The organism is Ruegeria sp. B11, assembly GCF_056539785.1.
Genome location: NZ_JBQFVO010000002.1, coordinates 811129 through 830556, shown reverse-complemented (window position 1 = coordinate 830556; position 19428 = coordinate 811129). Strand labels below are relative to the sequence as shown.

Sequence of the window (19428 nt, the reverse complement as noted above, 5' to 3'; positions counted from 1 at the left end):
GCGAATTGACCCAAAGCCCCGTCTTATGATCGCAACAATAATAATATGGGGCAGAGATGGCTGATATTTCCAAGCGTAAGCGCATCTGGGGCTGGTGGTTTTTCGACTGGGCCAGCCAGCCGTTCCATACATTGCTAGTGACCTTTGTCTTTGGCCCCTATTTCGCCGGGGTGGCGGCTCAATACTATGCGAATACCGGATTAGACACCGATGCAGCGGCGGCGCAGGCGCAGACCGTCTGGGCGAATTGCCTGACCATAACTGGGCTGATCATCGCGTTCGGAGCGCCCCTGTTGGGCGCGATGGCGGATGTTTCGGGTCGACGCATCCCGTGGATTCTCGGGTTTTCGGTGATGTACGCGGTGGGGTCTGCCGCGTTGTGGTACACGATGCCCGATGGCTCGAACATGTGGTTGATGCTGTCGGCTTTTGGTCTGGGCTTTGTGGGCGCAGAATATGCACTGATCTTCATCAACTCTCAGCTGCCCGATCTGGGTGACGATAGAGAAGTGGGCGAGATTTCAGGTTCGGGCTTCGCCTTCGGCTATTTCGGAGGCCTGTTGTCGCTGGCCATCATGCTGGCGCTGTTTGTTGAACAGCCCAACGGCAAGACCTTGATTGGTATGAATCCGTTGTTCGGGCTGGATGCGGCAACGCGTGAAGGGACGCGGTTTGTCGGCCCCTTCACCGCGGGATGGTTCGTGTTGTTCATGGTGCCGTATTTCCTGTGGGTTCGGGATGATCCTGAGACCAACAAACAGGGTAGCGTGGGTGAGGCGCTGCGCTTGCTGGGCAAGTCCGTGGCGGCGCTGCGTCACCGGGTCAGTCTGGCGACCTATCTGGGGTCTTCTATGTTCTATCGCGACGCGTTGAACGGGCTATACAGTTTCGGAGGCGTCTATGCACGGCTGGTGCTTGAATGGGATTTGATCAAGATCGGCGTGTTCGGAATTGTCAGCGTTCTGGCCTCGGCCATCTTTGCCTGGATCGGAGGCAAGATGGATCGTAAATACGGCCCTAAACCGGTGATATTGGTTGCGATTTGGGTTCTGATCTTTGTCTGCGTAACGGTTGTATTGATGGATCGAACACAGATCTACGGAATTTCATTGCCCTTAGGCTCGGGTCTGCCGGACATGGCGTTCTTCGGGTGCGGAGTTCTGATCGGCGGCATGGGAGGTATTCTGCAATCCGCCAGCCGTTCAATGATGGTACGCCATACTGATCCCGCCACCCCGGTCGAGAGTTTTGGGCTGTACGGGCTTTCGGGTCGGGCGACCGCCTTTGCAGCGCCGCTATTGATCGGAATAGCAACAGTAGCAACCGGTAGTGCAAGACTGGGGGTGTCACCGATCATTCTGTTGTTTATTCTGGGCCTAGTCCTGATGCGCTGGGTGAAACCGGAAGGGGATCAGAGCAGATGATTTTACTACGTTTTTTGGCCGTTCTGGCCGCAATAGTACTGGCAGGCGTGGCCACGGCACAGCCCTTGGCCAAACAGTTGTTTGGAGCCCAGAAGGTGGGGTCGCAGCAAAAGTCCGCCGCATTCGGCAGTTATTCGCGCGGGTGCGCCGCCGGGTCGGTGCAACTCCCTGAAACCGGGCCAACTTGGCAAGCCATGCGCCTGTCGCGCAATCGCAATTGGGGGCATCCTCAGGCGATCGACTATGTGCAGGATCTCAGCCGGTTTGCCGCGAAACAACCGGGGTGGAATGGTCTCTATATCGGGGATATCAGCCAACCGCGGGGGGGGCCGATGACCTCGGGCCATCGTTCGCATCAGTTGGGTTTGGATATCGATATCTGGATGCTGCCGGGCGATAACATGCGCCTAAGCCGCAAAGCACGCGAGAATATCTCGTCTATATCCTTGCGCCGCGCGAACGGCGCGTATGTAAACGGCAACTGGACCAAGCAGCACCATGCGGTATTGCGCGAAGCCGCTAAGGACAAGCGCGTTGCCCGGATCTTCGTATTCCCGGGTGCAAAGGTGCAGATGTGCAATGACGAGAAGGGCAACAAAGCCTATCTGCGCAAGATCCGGCCATGGTGGGGACATCACTATCATTTCCACGTGCGGCTGAAATGCCCGAAAGGATCGAAAGGCTGTGTAAATCAGGACCCGCCACCCAAGGGTGATGGTTGCGCCGAGGCGCAGCAATGGGTGCGCAATATTCTGAACCCACCGCCACCTGATCCAAATGCGCCGCCGCCCAAGAAACGTCGTGAATATCGAATGGCGGACCTTCCCCAGCAATGCGCCGCAGTCTTGCAATCCAACTGACTGTTGCAACGCTGTTGGCCAGTGCCGTTTCGGCAGTTGGTACCAGCCCGGCAACGCTTCTAGCCCGATTTGACTGGTACAACAGTGCCGGTTGGTTTGGCGGGTTCTCGGCCCTTCATTTGTCGGAAAACGGCCGGCAAATGATCGTGCTCGGCGACCGGTCGAGGCTTGTGACCGCGCGGATCAACCGGGATGGAGACCAAATCAGGAATATCCAGATACTGAGATACGGACCCATCTTCTCGAGCAAAGGGCGCAGCCTGAGCGGTCGGGCAGGGGATTCCGAAGGGATCGCTGTCGCTCCGGATGGGAGCCTATATATCTCGTTCGAAGGTGTGCACCGAGTGGTCCATTATTCCACACCGGGGGCCAAAGCCAAGGTATTGCCCCGCCCGGAGGCTTTTCATGATTTAGAGCGCAATGGCTCGTTCGAAGCATTGGCGATCGATGATCGGGGCAGGCTTTACACCCTGACCGAGAAATCCCGCACCGCAGACGGTAAAATCCTCGTCTATCGGTGGGATGGCCACCACTGGACAAGGCCGTTTGTTTTGCCGCCGAGTGGAAGGTTCCTGCCGGTTGCGGCAGATTTTGGACCCGATGGGCGTTTGTATGTGTTAGAGCGCGCGGTGTCATTTTTCGGCTTCCGCTCGCGACTGCGGCGCTGGGTGATCGCAGATGATGCACCCGTGTCACAAGAGATTCTGTTCGAAACCAGCACCGGGACGCATGACAATCTCGAGGGCCTTTCTGTCTGGCGCGATGTGCAGGGGCGGCTGCGCGCAACGATGATTTCCGACGACAACTTCTTCTTTCTGCAACGCACTGAATTGGTCGAATACTTGCTGCCTGATTGACAGGCGGCAGACAAAGGTCTAAACGCACGGCCTGCCTCGGGATGAGCCTGGGGCCAAGTCGCCGCTACCTTGTCAAAACGGGCATCTGAAAATGCAACGCAGCTTTATTCCCGGCATCCTTGCCATGGCCTCGATCGTCGTGGCCTCAAACATCCTGGTCCAGTTCCTGATCCTTGACGGCCTGTTGACCTGGGGTGCCTTCACCTATCCGTTGGCCTTTCTGGTCACCGACATCATGAACCGCGTCTACGGCGTGGGTCCGGCCCGCAAGGTCGTATTCGCCGGATTTGTCACCGGTATCATCTGCTCGCTGATCGGCAGCCAGATCATGCTGCAGGGTGACGGCTTCACCTATGCCGCCGTGCCGCTGCGCATCGCAGTCGCTTCGGGCACCGCCTTCCTGATCGCGCAATTGACCGACGTCACTGTGTTCAACTCACTGCGTGGTGGCCGCTGGTGGCGCGCGCCGCTGGTGTCGACACTGGTCGGTTCAGCGCTGGACACCGCGATCTTCTTTACGCTGGCGTTCTCGGCCTCGGTTACCGTCTTTGGTGCCAATGCAGACGCTGCGATCAACTGGGCGTGGGAGCCTGTGCCCTTCATGCTGTCCGGCCCGATGGCCCCGCTGTGGGTGACGCTGGCCTTCGCTGACTGGCTGGTGAAACTGTCGCTGGCACTAATCGCCCTGATTCCGTTCAAGGTGATCGTCGCCCGTCTGACCGCTGCACAGCCTGCGTAAAAAAGTTCTTTGAGATTGGCACAACTTGTGTCACGCTCCTTGTTAACCGCAACAGATAGAAAAGGAGGTGATCCAGTGTCGAGAAAGAGATTGGAGAGAGGTGTTGGAACAACCGGGGGGATCGCCTGTTAAGGCAGCCCTTGGCGGAGCGCTCGCTCCGGCTGGTCGATTGATCTAACCGACCCAACCTCCTGAACTTTCGAAGGGCCGTCCCGCCGGGGCGGCCCTTTTTGTTTTCAACTGCGCCCTGTAAGGTCCGATCCATGTTGCGCATCACCGACGATATCGCCCTGCAAGACTGGGAAATGACCGAAAGCTTCGTGCGGTCCTCTGGTCCGGGTGGGCAGAACGTCAACAAGGTCTCCACCGCCGTTGAGCTGCGGTTCGAGGCCGCGCGCTCACCCTCCTTGCCTGATCCGGTCAAGACACGTTTGAAACGGCTGGCCGGACGTCGCTGGACCAAGGACGGCGCCATCATCATTCAATGTGAAGAAACACGGTCTCAGGCCCGCAACCGCGACATCGCGCGCGCCCGGTTGGCTGAACTGATCACGCGGGCTTTGGTCAATCCCAAGCGCAGGATCGCGACCAAACCCACTTATGGTTCGGTCAAGCGAAGGCTTGCTGCTAAGAAAGCCCGCGCGGATGTCAAAGCCCTGCGAGGCAAAGTGTCCGAAGATTGATCTGGCAGTTTCGCTGCACGTTGCTACTCTGCCGGTGCAAGACGCAGGGGAGGTAAAGCCATGAGGCTTGAGGGAAAAACCGCCATCGTAACCGGCGGCGCATCCGGGTTCGGCGCAGGGATTGTGCAAAAATTCTTGGCCGAAGGTGCCCGCGTGATGATCGCAGATATCAATGGCGAAGCGGCTTCCGACATGGCGTCCGCGGAGGGCACGAATGCCATCGCACAGCACGTTGATGTCTCGGATGCGGCATCGGTTCAGGCCATGGCACATGCGGTATCGGAAGAATTCGGAAAACTTGATATTCTGGTGAATAATGCGGGCGTGACGCACCTGCCGGCCCCACTTGAGGACGTCGATGACGATGAATTCGACCGCGTCTTCGCCGTGAACATGAAATCCGTCTACCTGACCGCGCGCGCCTTTGTTCCGCAGATGAAGATACGCGGCGCGGGGACGATCCTGAACGTGGCCTCAACGGCAGGCCTGTCGCCGCGCCCTAATCTGAACTGGTACAACGCCTCCAAAGGCTGGATGATCACCGCGACCAAGACGATGGCCGTCGAACTTGCCCCCTCGGGCCTGCGCGTTAACGCGATCTGCCCGGTGGCGGGTGAAACCCCGCTGCTGAAATCCTTCATGGGTGAAGACACCCCGGAAATCCGCGCCAAATTCCTGTCGACGATCCCGCTTGGTCGCTTCTCAACCCCCGAAGACATGGCAAACGCCGCCTGTTTCCTCTGCTCGGACGAGGCCAGCATGATCACCGGCACAGCCCTAGAAGTGGACGGAGGCCGATGCATCTGATCCGCCCTTCATCTGGCCATAAATATCTCCGCCGGAGGCAGCGCGCCCCGGCGCGCTTTTTGGCCCAGTGCGCGAGACGAAAATGAACCCCGGACCCAGAAACCTGATCACTGATGTCGCTGGCCTCAAGGTTGGCAATGCGCACGATGATACGCTTAAATCAGGCACAACTGTCCTGACGGCGGACAACCCGTTCATAGCTTCGGTTCATGTGATGGGCGGCGCCCCCGGCACGCGTGAGACCGACCTTCTGGCGGTCGACAAAACTGTTGATCGGGTTGACGCGATTGCTTTGTCCGGCGGCTCGGCCTTTGGACTGGATGCGTGCTCGGGCGTTTCAGACGCATTGCGCGCTCAGGGGCGCGGATTTCAGGTCGGTTCGGCCGTCGTGCCCATCGTGCCGGGCGCGATTCTGTTCGATCTACTCAATGGTGGAGATAAGAACTGGACCGAAAATCCTTATCGCGATCTGGGGAAGTCTGCGTATTTGACCGCCTCACCAGAATTTGAACTGGGCTCGGTGGGGGCTGGTACCGGCGCATTGGCCGCGATGCACAAGGGTGGCTTAGGCTCGGCTTCGTTAAAGCTTGAGGGTGGCGTAACCGTCGGCGCGCTGGTGGCGGCCAATCCGCTTGGCAGCGTAACCACACCGGGTGATCGGCATTTTTGGGCTGCGCAGTTTGAGATCGATGGCGAGTTCGGTGGATTGGGGCCAGATCCGACCTCGGGTCTTGGTTCCTCTCTTGTCAGCCGTAAGGCGCAGATGATGCATTCTGCTCCGCCAGATCGCGCAAACACCACGATTGCTATAGTTGCAACTGATGCAGCGCTGACCAAACCGCAATGCCAGCGTCTGGCGGTAGCAGCCCATGACGGCATCGCCCGTGCCATTGTTCCTGCGCACACGCCTGGCGATGGAGATCTGGTATTTGGTCTCAGCACCGGCGCGCGCACGATTGGCCCCGAGGCGATGGCGATGATCGGCCATGCGGCCTCGATCTGTCTTGCGCGCGCGATTGCACGGGCTATCTATCTGGCTTCCCCCCGCGCTGGCGACCTGCTGCCCTGCTGGTCGCAGTTACATGACTTCGGTTAAGTACGACACCGATCGCCTGTGACACAGTGCCGTCGCGCGGCAATCTGCGCGTTGACTCTCTGCTGTGCCAGCGATCCATTCGGTGCAGCCAATTCATATCGGAGCAAAAGCTATGAATCGTATCCTTGCCACCGTAATTGCCGGTCTGCTGGCCCTTCCTGTCTATGCAGAAGGTGATGCCGAAGCGGGTAAGAAGACCTTCAACAAATGCAAATCCTGTCACATGATTGCTGACCCTGCGGGTGAAGTTATCGTTAAGGGCGGTAAGACGGGTCCGAACCTGTACGGAATCGCAGGCCGCACCGCCGGCACTGAAGAAGGCTTCAGATACGGCGACAGCATCGTGGCCGCGGGCGAAAATGGGCTGGTCTGGGATGAAGAGACTTTCGTGGCCTACGCCCAAGACCCCAAAGCATTCTTGAAAGACTATTTGGGGGAAACCTCGGCCAAGTCGAAAATGACCTTCAAGCTGAAGAAGGGCGCCGAAGACGTTTACGCCTATATCGTGAGCGTTTCGGGAGAGTAACTCCGCCAACAGGTTTACAGACGAACTTCGAAATGCCGCAGCCCCTGCGGCCTTTCGTGCGATTGATTGACATTGTAATCAGCGCCACTTTGGGGAAAACCGGTAAGGCCATGTGCACCGGAGATCGCCAACAGGAGACGACAGATGGGAATCTTGATCCCGGCTTGGGTTGAGGGCGAACTGACACCCGTCGACAAGCTGGAGGCGCATGAAAAGGGGCTGCGACACAAGGCTGTGTCCGTGTTTGCCGTGCGCGGGACCGAGATATTGCTGCAACGCCGGGCGATGGGCAAATACCACACGCCGGGTCTATGGGCGAATACCTGTTGTACGCATCCGGATTGGGACGAAAGCGCTTCGCATTGTGCCGTCCGGCGCCTGCGCGAAGAATTGGGCATCACCGGACTTTACCCCGAATACCGGCATCGATTGGAGTATCACGCCGATGTCGGCAACGGAATGGTCGAGAACGAGGTGGTCGACGTCTTTCTGGCCCATGTTCGTGGAGCCTTGAAAATCGAGCCTAACCCGGAAGAAGTGATGGATATCCGCTGGGTCGATTACCACGATCTGCTGGCCGAGGTGAAGCGGCACCCCGACCGTTTTACCCCGTGGCTCAAGATTTATCTGCACAATCACGCTGACACGATATTTGGACCTGACCTGATAATCTCGGCCAATTCATAACCCTGCCTTGCAAGGCGGACGCAAGCGGCATACATCAACGCGTCATGGCCAAGCAGAAGCAGAACACTGACCCGAATTACAAAGTGATCGCCGAAAACCGGCGTGCGCGCTTCGATTATGCGATCGAAGACGATCTCGAATGCGGTATTGTCCTGGAAGGGTCCGAGGTCAAATCCCTGCGTGCCGGTGGGTCGAACATTGCTGAAAGCTATGCGTCGGTTGATGACGGAGAGCTATGGCTGATCAACAGCTATATCGCGCCCTATGAGCAGGCCAAGGTCTTCAAACATGAAGAACGCCGCCGCCGTAAACTGCTGGTGTCACGCAAGGAACTGTCGAACCTGTGGAACGCGACCCAACGCAAAGGCATGACGCTGGTGCCGCTGGTGCTTTATTTTAATCACAAGGGTCGGGCGAAGCTGAAGATCGGCATCGCCAAAGGTAAGAAGCTGCACGACAAGCGCGAAACGCAGGCCAAGCGCGACTGGTCACGGCAGAAACAGCGCTTGATGAAGGACCACAGTTAGAACGCCATGGCCGCCTGAACCGCGCGTTGCCAGCGTGCATAGGCCGCGTCTCGGTCAGCTACGGGTTTTGCAGGCTCAAACCGCCGGTCCAGATCCCAGGTTTCGGCGAATCCGGCCTGATCCGGGTAGACACCCGCTTTCATGCCCGCCAGCCATGCGGCACCAAGCGCGGTGGTTTCCTGCATCACCGGGCGGTCGACCGGGGCGCCCAGAATGTCGGAAAGCCCCTGCATGGCCCAGTCCGAGGCGCTCATTCCGCCGTCGACGCGCAGGATCACGTCAGTCTCTGCGCCCCAATCGCCCTGCATGGCGTGCCACAGGTCGCGGGTCTGGAACGCGATGCTTTCCAGCGTGGCGCGCGTGATTTCGGCGCGGCCTGAATTGCGAGTCAGGCCAAAGATTGCGCCCCGGCAATCGGGTTTCCAATAAGGCGCGCCCAGCCCAGTAAAGGCAGGGACGAGAACAACGTGCTGGTTCGGATCAGCTTTGGCGGCCAGTTCACCGCTTTGCGGTGCGGTTTCGATGATTTGCAACGCATCGCGCAGCCATTGCACCGCCGCACCGGCAATGAAAATCGAGCCTTCAAGCGCATAGGTTTTCTGCCCGTCCAACTGATAGGCAATTGTCGTTAGCAGCCGGTTTTTCGATTCAACTGGCTGCGTACCGGTGTTGAGTAGTGCGAAACAGCCCGTGCCATAGGTGGATTTCATCATGCCCGGCTGGAAACAGGCCTGTCCGATGGTGGCAGCTTGCTGATCCCCCGCCACGCCGAGAATTGGAATATTACCGCTAAACAGCGAGGTCGATCCGAAGTCTGCGGCGCAATCGCGCACGTCGGGCAACAAAGCTTGGGGGATGTCCAGCAAGTCGCAGATCTCGGTACTCCATTCCCCTTTGTGAATATCGAATAGCAATGTGCGGGCCGCATTGGTGGCGTCGGTGGCGTGCACACGCCCTTGTGTCAGTCGCCAGATCAGGAAGGTATCGATTGTGCCGAACAGCAGTTCTCCGGCGGCAGCACGGTCGCGTGCGCCGGGGACGGTATCCAGCAACCATTTGACCTTTGTGCCCGAAAAATAAGGATCTAGCAGCAGACCGGTCTGGGCAGTTACGTCATCCTCGCATCCCGCTTTGCGAAGACGCTCGCAAATCTCAGCGGTGCGACGGTCCTGCCAGACGATTGCGTTGTGAATGGGGGCCCCAGTGGCGCGATCCCAGATGACAGTGGTTTCGCGTTGGTTGGTAATCCCGATACCAGCGATCTGTGCCGCGGATACACCTGTCGTTTGCATCACTTCACGACAAACCGTCAGAACGCTGTCCCATATCTCCTCGGCATCATGCTCAACCCAGCCTTCCTGTGGGAAATGCTGTGTAAACTCGTGCTGCGCAGTGCCGACGCGCTGCATTTGCGCGTCGAACAGGATTGCACGAGACGATGTGGTGCCCTGATCGATTGCCAGAATATAGGTCATTCCTGCGCCCCTCCCGCTTTGGTTTTGCAGGACTTTAGCGCAAACACAACCAAACGTGCCAGAGGGGAAATCAGACCGGAGACACCGGTAGATTGTCGATCAGCCGCACGCCGTCGACCAAGGCTGCCGCAAACAGTCGTGCGGGTCGTTTGGCATGGGTCATAGGCTCCAGCGTTTCAGCGCAGCGTAGTTGCAGATACTCCACTTCGTTGAAACCGGCGGCCAAAAGATCGGCCTGTGCCTGAGAAGCCAAAGCTTCGAATTCTTCGCCGTTTTCCAGCGCCTGAACAACTGCACGCATGATACGATGTTTTTCGGCTGCGATGGCCAGACCATCCTCGGATAGCCTTTGATTGCGCGAAGACATTGCTAGGCCCGAAGGTTCACGCACCGTGGGGCAACCAATCACCTCGATAGGGATATCGAGGTCGCGGGCCATCCGGCGGACGATCATAAGCTGCTGATAGTCTTTTTCCCCGAAATAGGCTCGATCCGCTTGCGTTTGCAGGAACAGCTTGGCGACAACTGTTGCCACACCATCGAAATGACCCGGGCGAAATTCTCCCTCCATCGCGTCGGTCAGACCCGAGACCGAGACTGTGGTGGCGAAGCCATCAGGGTAAATCTCATCCGGGTCGGGCACGTATATCGCATCGACGTTGTAAGGCGCGAGCTTTTTCGCGTCTTCTTGTTCGGTGCGCGGATAGTTGGCGAGGTCTTCGGGGTTGTTGAACTGCTTGGGGTTTACAAAGATCGTCACGATCACCCGGTCGCAAGCCGTCTTCGCGGCTTCGGCCAGCGACAGATGCCCCTGGTGCAGCGCACCCATGGTGGGGACAACTCCGATCACCTCACCATTCAGATGCCAATCACGGGTCAGAGCGCGCAAGTCTGCCAGTCGACGCAGAATAGGCGCGGTCATGACTTGGGTCCTTTGTCGGGTACGGCATCGGCAAAGACATGTTCGTCTGCCGGGAAGCTTCGCGCACGAACCTCGGCTGCGTATTCAGCAATGGCGGCTTCGGCCAGCGGGCCAAGATCAGCATAGCGTTTGACGAATTTCGGTTTGAAGGCGGTGAAAAAGCCAAGCATATCGTCCACCACCAGAATTTGCCCGTCGCACCCGGCCGAGGCACCAATGCCGATTGTGGGGATCGCAATCTCAGCGGTAATCCAGTTGGCCAAACCCTGCGGAACTTTCTCTAACACGACCGAAAACGCGCCTGCGTCGGCGACGGCCCGGGCGTCGGCCAATACGGCATCGGCCTGTTCGTCGCGCCCTTGTACCTTATAGCCACCCAAAGTGTTTATCGACTGCGGTGTCAGGCCAATGTGTGCCATCACCGGGATCCCGCGTTTGACCAGAAACCGGATGGTTTCAGCCATCTCGACGCCACCTTCCAGCTTAACCGCCCCAGCTCCTGTTTCCGACATCAGCCGGGCTGCGTTGCGGAATGCCTGAGCCGGGTCATGCTCGTAGCTGGCGAAAGGCATGTCGATCACCATCATTGCCTTGTCCAGACCACGGGCAACGGCCTGGCCGTGCATGATCATCATCTCCATCGTCACACCAAGAGTCGACGTCAACCCGTGCAACACCATGCCGACGCTGTCACCGACCAGAACGAAGTCACAATGCGCATCCATCAACTGCGCCATCGGTGTTGTGTAGGCGGTCAACGAGACCAGTGGATCAGTACCTTTCCGGGCGCGGATATCCTCGGCGTTCGGGGCTTTCTTGCGGGCGGTGGCGCTCATGCTCGCTCCTCGCAGGGTTCATGTTGCAGCGCGGCATAGCAGATGCGGCAGGCGCAAAGAAACCCCGGTTGCGCCAACAATTCCTTGATTGACCCCGGGTTTGCGAGGACATTGGTCGCAGATCGGCCCGAAAAAAGCAGGGCTAGCCAATTTCAGTGGGGAGAGATTTTCATGACAAAGCAGCGCTTTCGCTCGTTCGCGTCGGCCCTGGTCCTTGGCGCGGGCCTGTTTGCCACGCAGGCCATGGCCAAATCTGACATCACCATCGCCATGCAGCTTGAGCCACCGCATCTGGACCCGACCAGCGCTGCGGCGCAGGCTATCGATTCGGTTGTCTACACCAATATCTTCGAAGGCCTGACCCGGTTCATGGGGGATGGCTCGGTGGTGCCGGGGCTGGCCGAAAGCTGGGAAATCTCGGATGACGGTACCGTTTACACATTCAAGCTGCGCGACGGTGTGACATTTCACGATGGCACAACGATGGATGCCGAGGACGTCAAGTTTACCCTTGATCGCGCCACGGCAGAAGACAGCGCCAACGCGCAGAAGGCTTTGTTTGCGGGCATTAAAAGTGTCGAGGTGGTGGACCCCCTGACCGTTCAGGTGACGTTGAATGAGCCAAACGGGAACTTCCTTTTCAATCTCGCCTGGGGTGACGCGGTGATCGTTGCGCCCGAAAGCATCGAGAATATCAAGACCAACCCGGTTGGCACGGGGGCCTTCACCTTCTCTGACTGGCTGCAGGGTGACAGCATCATCCTGAATCGCAACCCCGACTATTGGGGCGAACAGCCCGCGTTAGAGACCGCAACGTTTAAGTTTATCTCGGATCCGACCGCCGCCTTTGCCGCCATGATGGCCGAGGATGTAGACGTGTTCGACAACTTCCCCGCACCCGAGAATCTGCCGCAATTCGAGGCTGATCCGCGCTTTCAGGTTCTGGTCGGCTCGACCGAGGGAGAAACCATTCTGTCGACCAACAACAAACAAGCCCCGTTTGATGACATATTGGTCCGACAGGCATTGGCCCACGCGATTGACAGGCAGGCAATCATTGATGGGGCTATGTTCGGCTATGGCACACCCATCGGTACGCATTTTGCTCCGCATAATCCGGCTTACGTCGATCTGACCGGCAATTCGGCCTATGACCCGGAAAAAGCCAAGGCGCTGCTGGCCGAGGCCGGGTATCCCGATGGGTTCGAGACCACGCTGCACTTGCCGCCGCCTTCCTACGCCCGACGCGGGGGTGAAATCATCGCTGCGCAACTGGCTGATATTGGCATCACCGCCGAGATCATCAATGTGGAATGGGCGCAGTGGCTGGAAAGCGTGTTCAAGGGCAAGGAGTTTGGCCTGACCATCGTCAGCCATACCGAGCCGATGGATATCGGTATTTATGCCCGGCCCGACTATTACTTCCAATATGACAGCACCGACTTTCAGGCATTGATGGACACGCTGAATTCGACCACGGACCCTGATGAGCGCACACGTTTGCTGGGTGAGGCACAGCGCTTGATTTCGACCGATTACGTCAACGGGTACCTGTTTCAACTTGCCAAGCTTGGCGTGGCCAAGGCCGGTGTTGAGGGGCTATGGGAAAACGCACCCACGGCAGCGATCGATCTGACCGGGATCAGTTGGTCCGAATAGAAGAACAGAGTTGGACCGGGGCGATGGCCAGCGCCCCGGCGCGAACTGTTGCACCATGAAACCCACAAGGATTCTGGCTTGGCGGGTTTCTTTTTGTCTATCTTCTCGTGCCTTAGGCGCTGGACCCACACGGGATGTGACCCTAACGTTTCCAAATGCTCCGCTACGCCCTCAAACGTCTGCTGTCGCTGATCCTGAGCCTGGCCGTCGCCTCGGTTGTCATCTTTGCAGTGATCGAGGTCGCGCCCGGTGATCCGGCGTCGTTCATGCTGGGCGTGAACGCGCAGGCCGATACATTGACTGCGCTGAGAGCTGAACTGGGCCTCGATGTCTCGAAGATCGAGCGGTACTTTAACTGGGTCGGCGGGATGCTGGTAGGGGATTTTGGTACGTCCTACACCTATCGCACACCCGTGTCGCAGATGATCGCAGATCGATTGTGGGTGTCATTGCCGCTGGCTTTGTACGCGCTGACCCTGTCCACGCTGATTGCTTTCCCCGCCGGTATCTACGCAGCCTCACGGCGCGGCAAACCGGGTGATCTGACCGTGATGGGTGCGACTCAGCTTGGTATCGCGGTGCCAAATTTCTGGTTCGCGATGATGCTGGTGCTGGTCTTTGCCATCAACTTGCGTTGGTTCAATGCCGGCGGGTTTGCAGGGTGGGAGAACGGCATTTGGATCGGTCTACATTCGCTGACCCTTCCAGCCATTGCATTGGCCCTGCCGCAAGCGGCGATCCTTGCGCGGGTTATGCGCTCGGCTCTGTTGGATATTCTGGCCGAGGATTTTATGCGCACCGCACGCGCCAAGGGCCTTTCGCGTCGGCAGGCGCTTTGGCGACACGGAGTGCGGAATGCTCTGATCCCGGTACTGACGATCATTGGACTCCAATTTTCCTTCCTGCTGGCGGGTTCGATCATCATCGAACAGGTGTTTTATCTACCTGGCCTCGGGCGGCTGGTTTTTCAGGCCATATCGGCGCGCGATCTGATCGTCGTGGAATCGGTCGTTATGCTGCTGGTCTTTGCCGTCATCATGGTGAACTTTTTTGTCGATCTGGCCTATGCCGCAGTCGATCCAAGGCTGAGGAGCAGGACATGAGCCGCAACCTGATCCTTGGCGCAACGCTGTCCTCACTGGTGGTGCTGGCAGCGCTGGTGTCCTTTGTCTGGACCCCATACGACCACGCCGCGCTGAGCATTCCGGCCAAGCTGCAGCCACCCAGCGCACAGCACTGGTTCGGTACCGATCATTTCGGACGCGACATGTTCTCGATGATCATGGTTGGTGCGCGCACCTCGATAGCGGTGGCGCTGGTCGCGGTCGGGATTGGCATGGCGCTGGGAGTTCCCTTGGGTCTGGCTGCCGCTGCGCGCAGTGGATCGTGGCTAGATGAATTCATCATGCGCGGCAATGATCTGGTCTTTGCATTCCCCTCTCTCGTCATCGCCATTCTGATCACCGCCGTCTTTGGTGCCGGGGCCATAAACGCGATCATCGCCATCGGTATCTTCAACATCCCCGTTTTTGCCCGCATCACCCGAGGCGCAGCTTTGTCTCTTTGGGAGCGCGAGTTTATCCTTGCCGCCCGCGTGTCAGGCAAAGGCGCGGCACGGATATCGGCTGAACATATCCTGCCCAATGTCGCCAATCTGCTGATTGTTCAGGGAACAATCCAGTTCTCACTTGGCATTCTGGCCGAGGCTGGGCTGTCCTATGTCGGTCTTGGTGCGCAACCCCCTACGCCAAGCTGGGGCAGAATGCTGGCCGATGCGCAGACGATGGTTAGTTTTGCCCCGCATTTGGCTCTGATTCCGGGTCTTGCCATCATCGTGACGGTTCTTGGCCTGAACCTTCTGGGTGATGGCTTGCGCGATTGGTTGGACCCTCGGATACGGGTGGCCCGCGCATGAGTCTTTTGCAGATCAAGGACCTCTCGTTGGCTATCCACGGCACGCCGATTTTAAAGAAGATCAACCTGTCGATTGCCCCTGGGCAGATCGTGGCTGTGACCGGAGAAAGCGGTTCGGGCAAATCAATGACAGCCTTTGCCGTGATGCAGTTGCTGCCAAACGATGCCGAAGTAGATGGGGTGCTAGAGTTAGAGGGCCAGAACCTGCTGAACCGGTCTGAGGCCGAGATTTGTGCGCTGCGGGGCGCTGCGATCGGAATGGTTTTCCAAGAGCCGATGACTGCCCTGAACCCGGTGAAGACCATCGGCGATCAAGTTATGGAGACTATCCTGATCCACAAGGCCATGCCCCCGGCCAAAGCGCGCGCTCGGGCCGAAGAGGTTCTGGCCCGGGTTGGATTGCCAACCGACAGGTTTCCGTTGAAGCGTTATCCTCACGAACTGTCAGGCGGTCAGCGCCAGCGAGTGGTGATCGCCATGGCGATTGCACTGCGCCCCCGACTCTTGATCGCGGATGAGCCGACAACGGCGCTTGATGTGACCACGCAGGCGCAAATCCTTGATCTGCTAAAAGGGCTCGTGTCGGAGTATGGCATGGGTCTGCTGATGATCACGCATGATTTGGCGGTGGTTGCAGACATGGCGGATCAGATTGTGGTCATGCGGCATGGGGAGGTTGTTGAAACGGGCGCAACAGATCATCTCCTGCGCCATATGCAGCACCCTTACACCCGTATGCTGTTCGAAGCTTCGGGGCATCAAGTCAACCTGCCGACCTCTCCTGCACCGCGAGCGTTGCTTGAGGTCGAGAACGTGGTGCGGGACTACCGTCTGCCCCGAACGCGCCTGTTTGCCACGCCCGGTCATCATCGGGCCGTCGATCAGGTCAGCTTTACCCTGAATCGGGGGGAGCGTTTAGGGCTGGTTGGAGAGTCCGGTTGTGGAAAATCGACCCTAACACGAGCTATTTTGGGCTTGGAGGAGGTGCAGCAAGGCCGCATTTCCCTTGATGGTCAGCCTGTTTTCACCGGCCACAAACCCAATCTGGCAGTGCGACGCAAGATGCAGGTGGTGTTTCAGGACCCTTATGGCAGCTTCAATCCCCGCCATCGGGTCGCGCGCCTGATCACCGAGCCATTTCATTTGCTGGACACCCCGCCAACCGGTTCTGAACGGCAGGATCGCGTCGCTGAGATGCTTACCGCCGTTGGCCTAAGCCCCGATGATGCGGGCCGCTACATTCACGAATTCTCGGGTGGGCAGCGGCAACGTATCGCTATTGCGCGCGCTCTGATTATTCGACCCGAGTTGATCTTGTTTGATGAGGCTGTCTCGGCGCTGGATGTCTCGGTCCGCGCCCAAGTTCTCGACCTGCTGGCCGAGCTTTGTGCGGCTTACGATCTGACTTACCTGTTCATCAGCCATGACCTGAGCGTGGTTCGAACCATCACCGACCGTGTGTTGGTGATGCAGGCCGGCAAGATTGTGGAACAGGGTGAAACCGAGCAAGTCTTCACAGAGCCTCAGCATCCTTACACAAGAACTCTGATCAATGCGGCACCGAAATTGCCGGAGACTGGACGAGGCGCTGCATGAAAAACCCTTGTATAGAGCCTGATATTGGAGCTTCCGATGACTAACCCCCTCTGGTTCGATCCCAACCTTTGCCTAATCGGCGGAGAATGGAAAATGCCCGCGTCAGGTCAAACCTTGCCGCTGGTGAATCCCTCGGACGGTTCCGAAATTTGCCAGATCGCTCGAGGTGGCCAAACCGATATTGACGCTGCAGTGCGGGCCGCCCGATCCGCGTTCGATGGCGATTGGGGTCGCATGACGGCCCTGGAGCGAGGGCGTATCCTCACCCGACTGGGGCAACTGGTTCTGGACCGAGTGGATGATCTGGCACAGCTAGAGGCGATGGATGTCGGCAAACCGTTGACCCAAGCGCGGGCAGATGCGGTAGCATTGGCGCGGTATTGCGAATTTTATGGTGGTGCTGCGGATAAAGTGATGGGCGAGACCATTCCCTATCTGGATGGCTATACCGTCTACACGTTGCGCGAGCCGCACGGTGTGACCGGCCACATCGTGCCGTGGAATTATCCGATGCAGATCATTGGCCGTTCTGTCGGGGCGGCGCTGGCAATGGGTAACGCCTGTGTTCTGAAACCGGCGGAAGAGGCCTGCCTGACCGCACTGGCCTTCGCGCATCTGGCGATACAGGCGGGCCTTCCGCTTGGTGCCCTGAATGTGGTGCCCGGCCTGGGGGCTGAGGCGGGCGCGGCCCTGTCGGCACACCCGGGTGTGGATCACATTTCATTCACCGGTTCGGTCGCGACAGGCGCGTTGGTTCAGCAGGCGGCGGGTCGAAACGTTGTTCCGGTGACACTGGAACTGGGCGGCAAGTCGCCGCAACTGGTTTTCGATGACGCCGATCTGGATGCCGCGCTGCCGTATCTGGTGAATGCGGGTATACAGAATGCGGGCCAGACCTGCTCGGCCTCGTCGCGCATTCTGGTGCAGCGCGGTGTTTATGATGCGGTGAAATCCCGTATGGCCTTGGCATACCAAGAGCTTACCGTCGGTCCGGCGATCCGGGATTTGCGCGTTGGTCCGCTGATCTCAACACGGCAAAAAGAAATCGTGACCGGTTTCCTTCACCAAGGCTCGGACTTGGCGATTGCCGCCGAGGGCCAGATTGCGGCTGGCGCACCCGAATCCGGCGCATATGTCCGGCCCACATTGTTCTCGGATGTGCCGCCCGATCATGCCTTGGCGCGGGATGAGATCTTTGGCCCCGTACAGGTTCTGATCCCGTTTGACACCGAAGAACAGGCTCTAACCATAGCAAATAGCACCGAATATGGCCTTGTTGCCAGCGTCTGGACCCGAGATGGTGGGCGGCAGATGCGGCTGGCCAAGGGTTTGCGTTCGGGGCAGGTGTTCATTAACAACTACGGCGCGGGCGGAGGTGTCGAGCTGCCTTTTGGCGGCGTTGGAAAATCCGGCCATGGCCGCGAAAAAGGGTTCGAGGCGCTTTATGGGTTCTCGCAGCTCAAGACGGTTGCGGCCTACCACGGCTAAACGATCACTTCGATCGGCTCCTGCGCTCCAACGCCAAAGACGCGCTTGTACCGCTCAATCTGCTCGGCGGGTCCCATCGCCTTTTCCGGGTTGTCAGATAGTTTGACCGTCGGGTAGCCATTGGCCGAGACCGCCTTGCAGACTAGCGAAAAGGGAGCCAATGCGTCATTCGGTACAAGTTCGCGGAAGTCATTGGTCAGCAACGTACCCCAGCCGAACGAGACATTGGTTTGATCCGCGAACTGAGCGTGCAATTCGCGTATCTTGTCCACATCTAACCCGTCCGAGAAAATAACCCGCTTCTGCGTCGGGTCTTCGCCGCGTGATTTCCACCAGTCTATTGCGATTTTTGCGCCGGTTGCGGGGTCGCCGCTGTCAACGCGAATGCCGGTCCAGCCTGCCAGCCAGTCAGGCGCGCGGTCCAGAAACCCTTTGGTGCCATACGTGTCGGGCAGAATGATGCGCAGATTTCCATCATGTTCCTCGTGCCAGTCGCTTAGGACGTCATAGGGCGCCTGGGCAAGCGCGGCGTCGTCTTCGGCGAGCGCAGAATACACCATAGGTAGTTCATGTGCGTTGGTGCCAATAGCCTCAACTTCGCGTCGCATTGCGATCAGACAGTTGGACGTTCCGGTAAAGGACGATCCCAAACCTTCAATCATGGCCTGCACACACCAGTCCTGCCAAAGGAAGGAATGCCGCCGCCGCGTGCCGAAATCCGCGATCCCAAGCCCCTCAATAGTGCGAAGCTGGGCTATCTTTTCCCATACGCGTGTCATTGCACGGGCATAGAGCACCTGTAGTTCGAACCGGCGCATATCGTTCAGAACCGCGCGTGAGCGTAATTCCATCAGTACGGCCAGCGCCGGGATCTCCCATAGCATGACCTCGTGCCACTTACCCTCAAAGGTCAGCTCATACTGATCACCCTTACGCTCCAGATGGTAAGGGGGCAGGCGCAGGTTCTCGAACCATTCCATGAAATCCGGGCGGAACATCTGACGCTTGCCGTAGAATGTATTGCCCCGCAACCACGTGCTTTCCCCACGACTCAGACTTAGCGAGCGGATGTGATCCAACTGCTCGCGCAGCTCGCCTTCATCGATCAAACGGGCCAATGGCACGTGATTCGACCGGTTGATCAGCGAAAACACCACATCGGTTTGGGGCTTATTTCGAAACACTGACTGGCACATCAGCAGTTTGTAGAAATCTGTGTCGATCAATGACCGGATAATCGGGTCAATCTTCCATTTATGATTGTAGACCCGCGTCGCGATATCGACCATGGGGACCTCCTGCAATTTCCGTTGTTAGATCAATCGGAGCACG

19 protein-coding genes are annotated in these 19428 nt (G+C 58.3%); 15 read left to right on the top strand and 4 right to left on the bottom strand.

What is annotated here, in order from left to right; all coding sequences use genetic code 11:
• The first annotated feature begins 56 nt into the window (after positions 1 to 56).
• The 10 genes from ACR0I1_RS11545 (at position 57) to smpB (ending at position 8206) form a co-directional block, all read left to right on the top strand.
• A complete protein-coding gene (locus ACR0I1_RS11545; protein ID WP_480706555.1) occupies positions 57 to 1424 on the top strand; it encodes an MFS transporter in 1368 nt (455 codons plus the stop codon).
• On the top strand, positions 1421 to 2284 hold the full coding sequence (gene mepA, locus ACR0I1_RS11540) for a penicillin-insensitive murein endopeptidase (protein ID WP_480706553.1): 864 nt from the start codon (positions 1421 to 1423) through the stop codon (positions 2282 to 2284). Before ACR0I1_RS11545 ends, mepA begins: the two co-directional genes overlap by 4 nt.
• On the top strand, positions 2257 to 3141 hold the full coding sequence (locus ACR0I1_RS11535) for an esterase-like activity of phytase family protein (RefSeq protein WP_480706551.1): 885 nt from the start codon (positions 2257 to 2259) through the stop codon (positions 3139 to 3141). The genes mepA and ACR0I1_RS11535 overlap by 28 nt, the downstream gene beginning before the upstream one ends.
• A 91-nt stretch (positions 3142 to 3232) precedes the next feature.
• The gene (locus ACR0I1_RS11530; protein WP_170394930.1) at positions 3233 to 3880 is read left to right on the top strand and encodes a queuosine precursor transporter; all 648 of its coding nucleotides are present in this window, start codon (positions 3233 to 3235) and stop codon (positions 3878 to 3880) included.
• 263 nt (positions 3881 to 4143) lie between these two features.
• Positions 4144 to 4563, top strand: coding sequence for an alternative ribosome rescue aminoacyl-tRNA hydrolase ArfB (arfB, locus tag ACR0I1_RS11525; protein ID WP_170394928.1), 420 nt, complete (start codon positions 4144 to 4146; stop codon positions 4561 to 4563).
• A 60-nt stretch (positions 4564 to 4623) separates the two neighbouring features.
• A complete protein-coding gene (locus ACR0I1_RS11520; RefSeq protein ID WP_480561903.1) occupies positions 4624 to 5370 on the top strand; it encodes an SDR family oxidoreductase in 747 nt (248 codons plus the stop codon).
• Between the two features lie 82 nt (positions 5371 to 5452).
• A complete protein-coding gene (locus ACR0I1_RS11515; RefSeq protein ID WP_480706549.1) occupies positions 5453 to 6466 on the top strand; it encodes a P1 family peptidase in 1014 nt (337 codons plus the stop codon).
• Between the two features lie 112 nt (positions 6467 to 6578).
• Positions 6579 to 6992: a c-type cytochrome gene (locus ACR0I1_RS11510; RefSeq protein ID WP_480706547.1), complete on the top strand. Its 414-nt coding sequence runs from the start codon at positions 6579 to 6581 to the stop codon at positions 6990 to 6992.
• Between the two features lie 144 nt (positions 6993 to 7136).
• Positions 7137 to 7679: an isopentenyl-diphosphate Delta-isomerase gene (gene idi, locus ACR0I1_RS11505; protein WP_170394917.1), complete on the top strand. Its 543-nt coding sequence runs from the start codon at positions 7137 to 7139 to the stop codon at positions 7677 to 7679.
• Between the two features lie 44 nt (positions 7680 to 7723).
• On the top strand, positions 7724 to 8206 hold the full coding sequence (gene smpB, locus ACR0I1_RS11500) for an SsrA-binding protein SmpB (RefSeq protein ID WP_170394914.1): 483 nt from the start codon (positions 7724 to 7726) through the stop codon (positions 8204 to 8206).
• Here smpB and glpK read toward each other — a convergent pair.
• The 3 genes from glpK to panB form a co-directional block, all read right to left on the bottom strand.
• Entirely contained in the window at positions 8203 to 9681 is a 1479-nt protein-coding gene (glpK, locus tag ACR0I1_RS11495) for a glycerol kinase GlpK (RefSeq protein WP_480706545.1), read from the bottom strand. The two genes, smpB and glpK, sit on opposite strands and share 4 nt — an antisense overlap.
• 70 nt (positions 9682 to 9751) lie before the next feature.
• Complete coding sequence (gene panC / locus ACR0I1_RS11490; protein ID WP_170514138.1) at positions 9752 to 10603, bottom strand: pantoate--beta-alanine ligase; 852 nt, start codon at positions 10601 to 10603, stop codon at positions 9752 to 9754.
• Positions 10600 to 11439, bottom strand: coding sequence for a 3-methyl-2-oxobutanoate hydroxymethyltransferase (panB, locus tag ACR0I1_RS11485; protein WP_480706543.1), 840 nt, complete (start codon positions 11437 to 11439; stop codon positions 10600 to 10602). The genes panC and panB overlap by 4 nt, the downstream gene beginning before the upstream one ends.
• Positions 11440 to 11610: 171 nt before the next feature.
• Between panB and ACR0I1_RS11480 the strand changes: the two genes are divergently transcribed.
• From ACR0I1_RS11480 to ACR0I1_RS11460, 5 genes are all read left to right on the top strand, one after another.
• Positions 11611 to 13098, top strand: coding sequence for an ABC transporter substrate-binding protein (locus ACR0I1_RS11480; RefSeq protein WP_170408558.1), 1488 nt, complete (start codon positions 11611 to 11613; stop codon positions 13096 to 13098).
• Positions 13099 to 13253: 155 nt separating this feature from the next.
• On the top strand, positions 13254 to 14201 hold the full coding sequence (locus ACR0I1_RS11475; RefSeq protein ID WP_480706541.1) for an ABC transporter permease: 948 nt from the start codon (positions 13254 to 13256) through the stop codon (positions 14199 to 14201).
• Positions 14198 to 15013 carry an ABC transporter permease gene (locus ACR0I1_RS11470; protein ID WP_170408556.1) on the top strand — a complete coding sequence of 272 codons (816 nt, stop codon included), beginning with the start codon at positions 14198 to 14200 and terminating at the stop codon, positions 15011 to 15013. Before ACR0I1_RS11475 ends, ACR0I1_RS11470 begins: the two co-directional genes overlap by 4 nt.
• On the top strand, positions 15010 to 16608 hold the full coding sequence (locus ACR0I1_RS11465; RefSeq protein ID WP_170515171.1) for a dipeptide ABC transporter ATP-binding protein: 1599 nt from the start codon (positions 15010 to 15012) through the stop codon (positions 16606 to 16608). Before ACR0I1_RS11470 ends, ACR0I1_RS11465 begins: the two co-directional genes overlap by 4 nt.
• A 36-nt stretch (positions 16609 to 16644) precedes the next feature.
• On the top strand, positions 16645 to 18096 hold the full coding sequence (locus tag ACR0I1_RS11460; protein WP_480706538.1) for an aldehyde dehydrogenase family protein: 1452 nt from the start codon (positions 16645 to 16647) through the stop codon (positions 18094 to 18096).
• Here ACR0I1_RS11460 and pncB read toward each other — a convergent pair.
• A complete protein-coding gene (gene pncB / locus ACR0I1_RS11455) occupies positions 18093 to 19385 on the bottom strand; it encodes a nicotinate phosphoribosyltransferase (protein ID WP_170394888.1) in 1293 nt (430 codons plus the stop codon). The two genes, ACR0I1_RS11460 and pncB, sit on opposite strands and share 4 nt — an antisense overlap.
• Positions 19386 to 19428 lie beyond the last annotated feature (43 nt).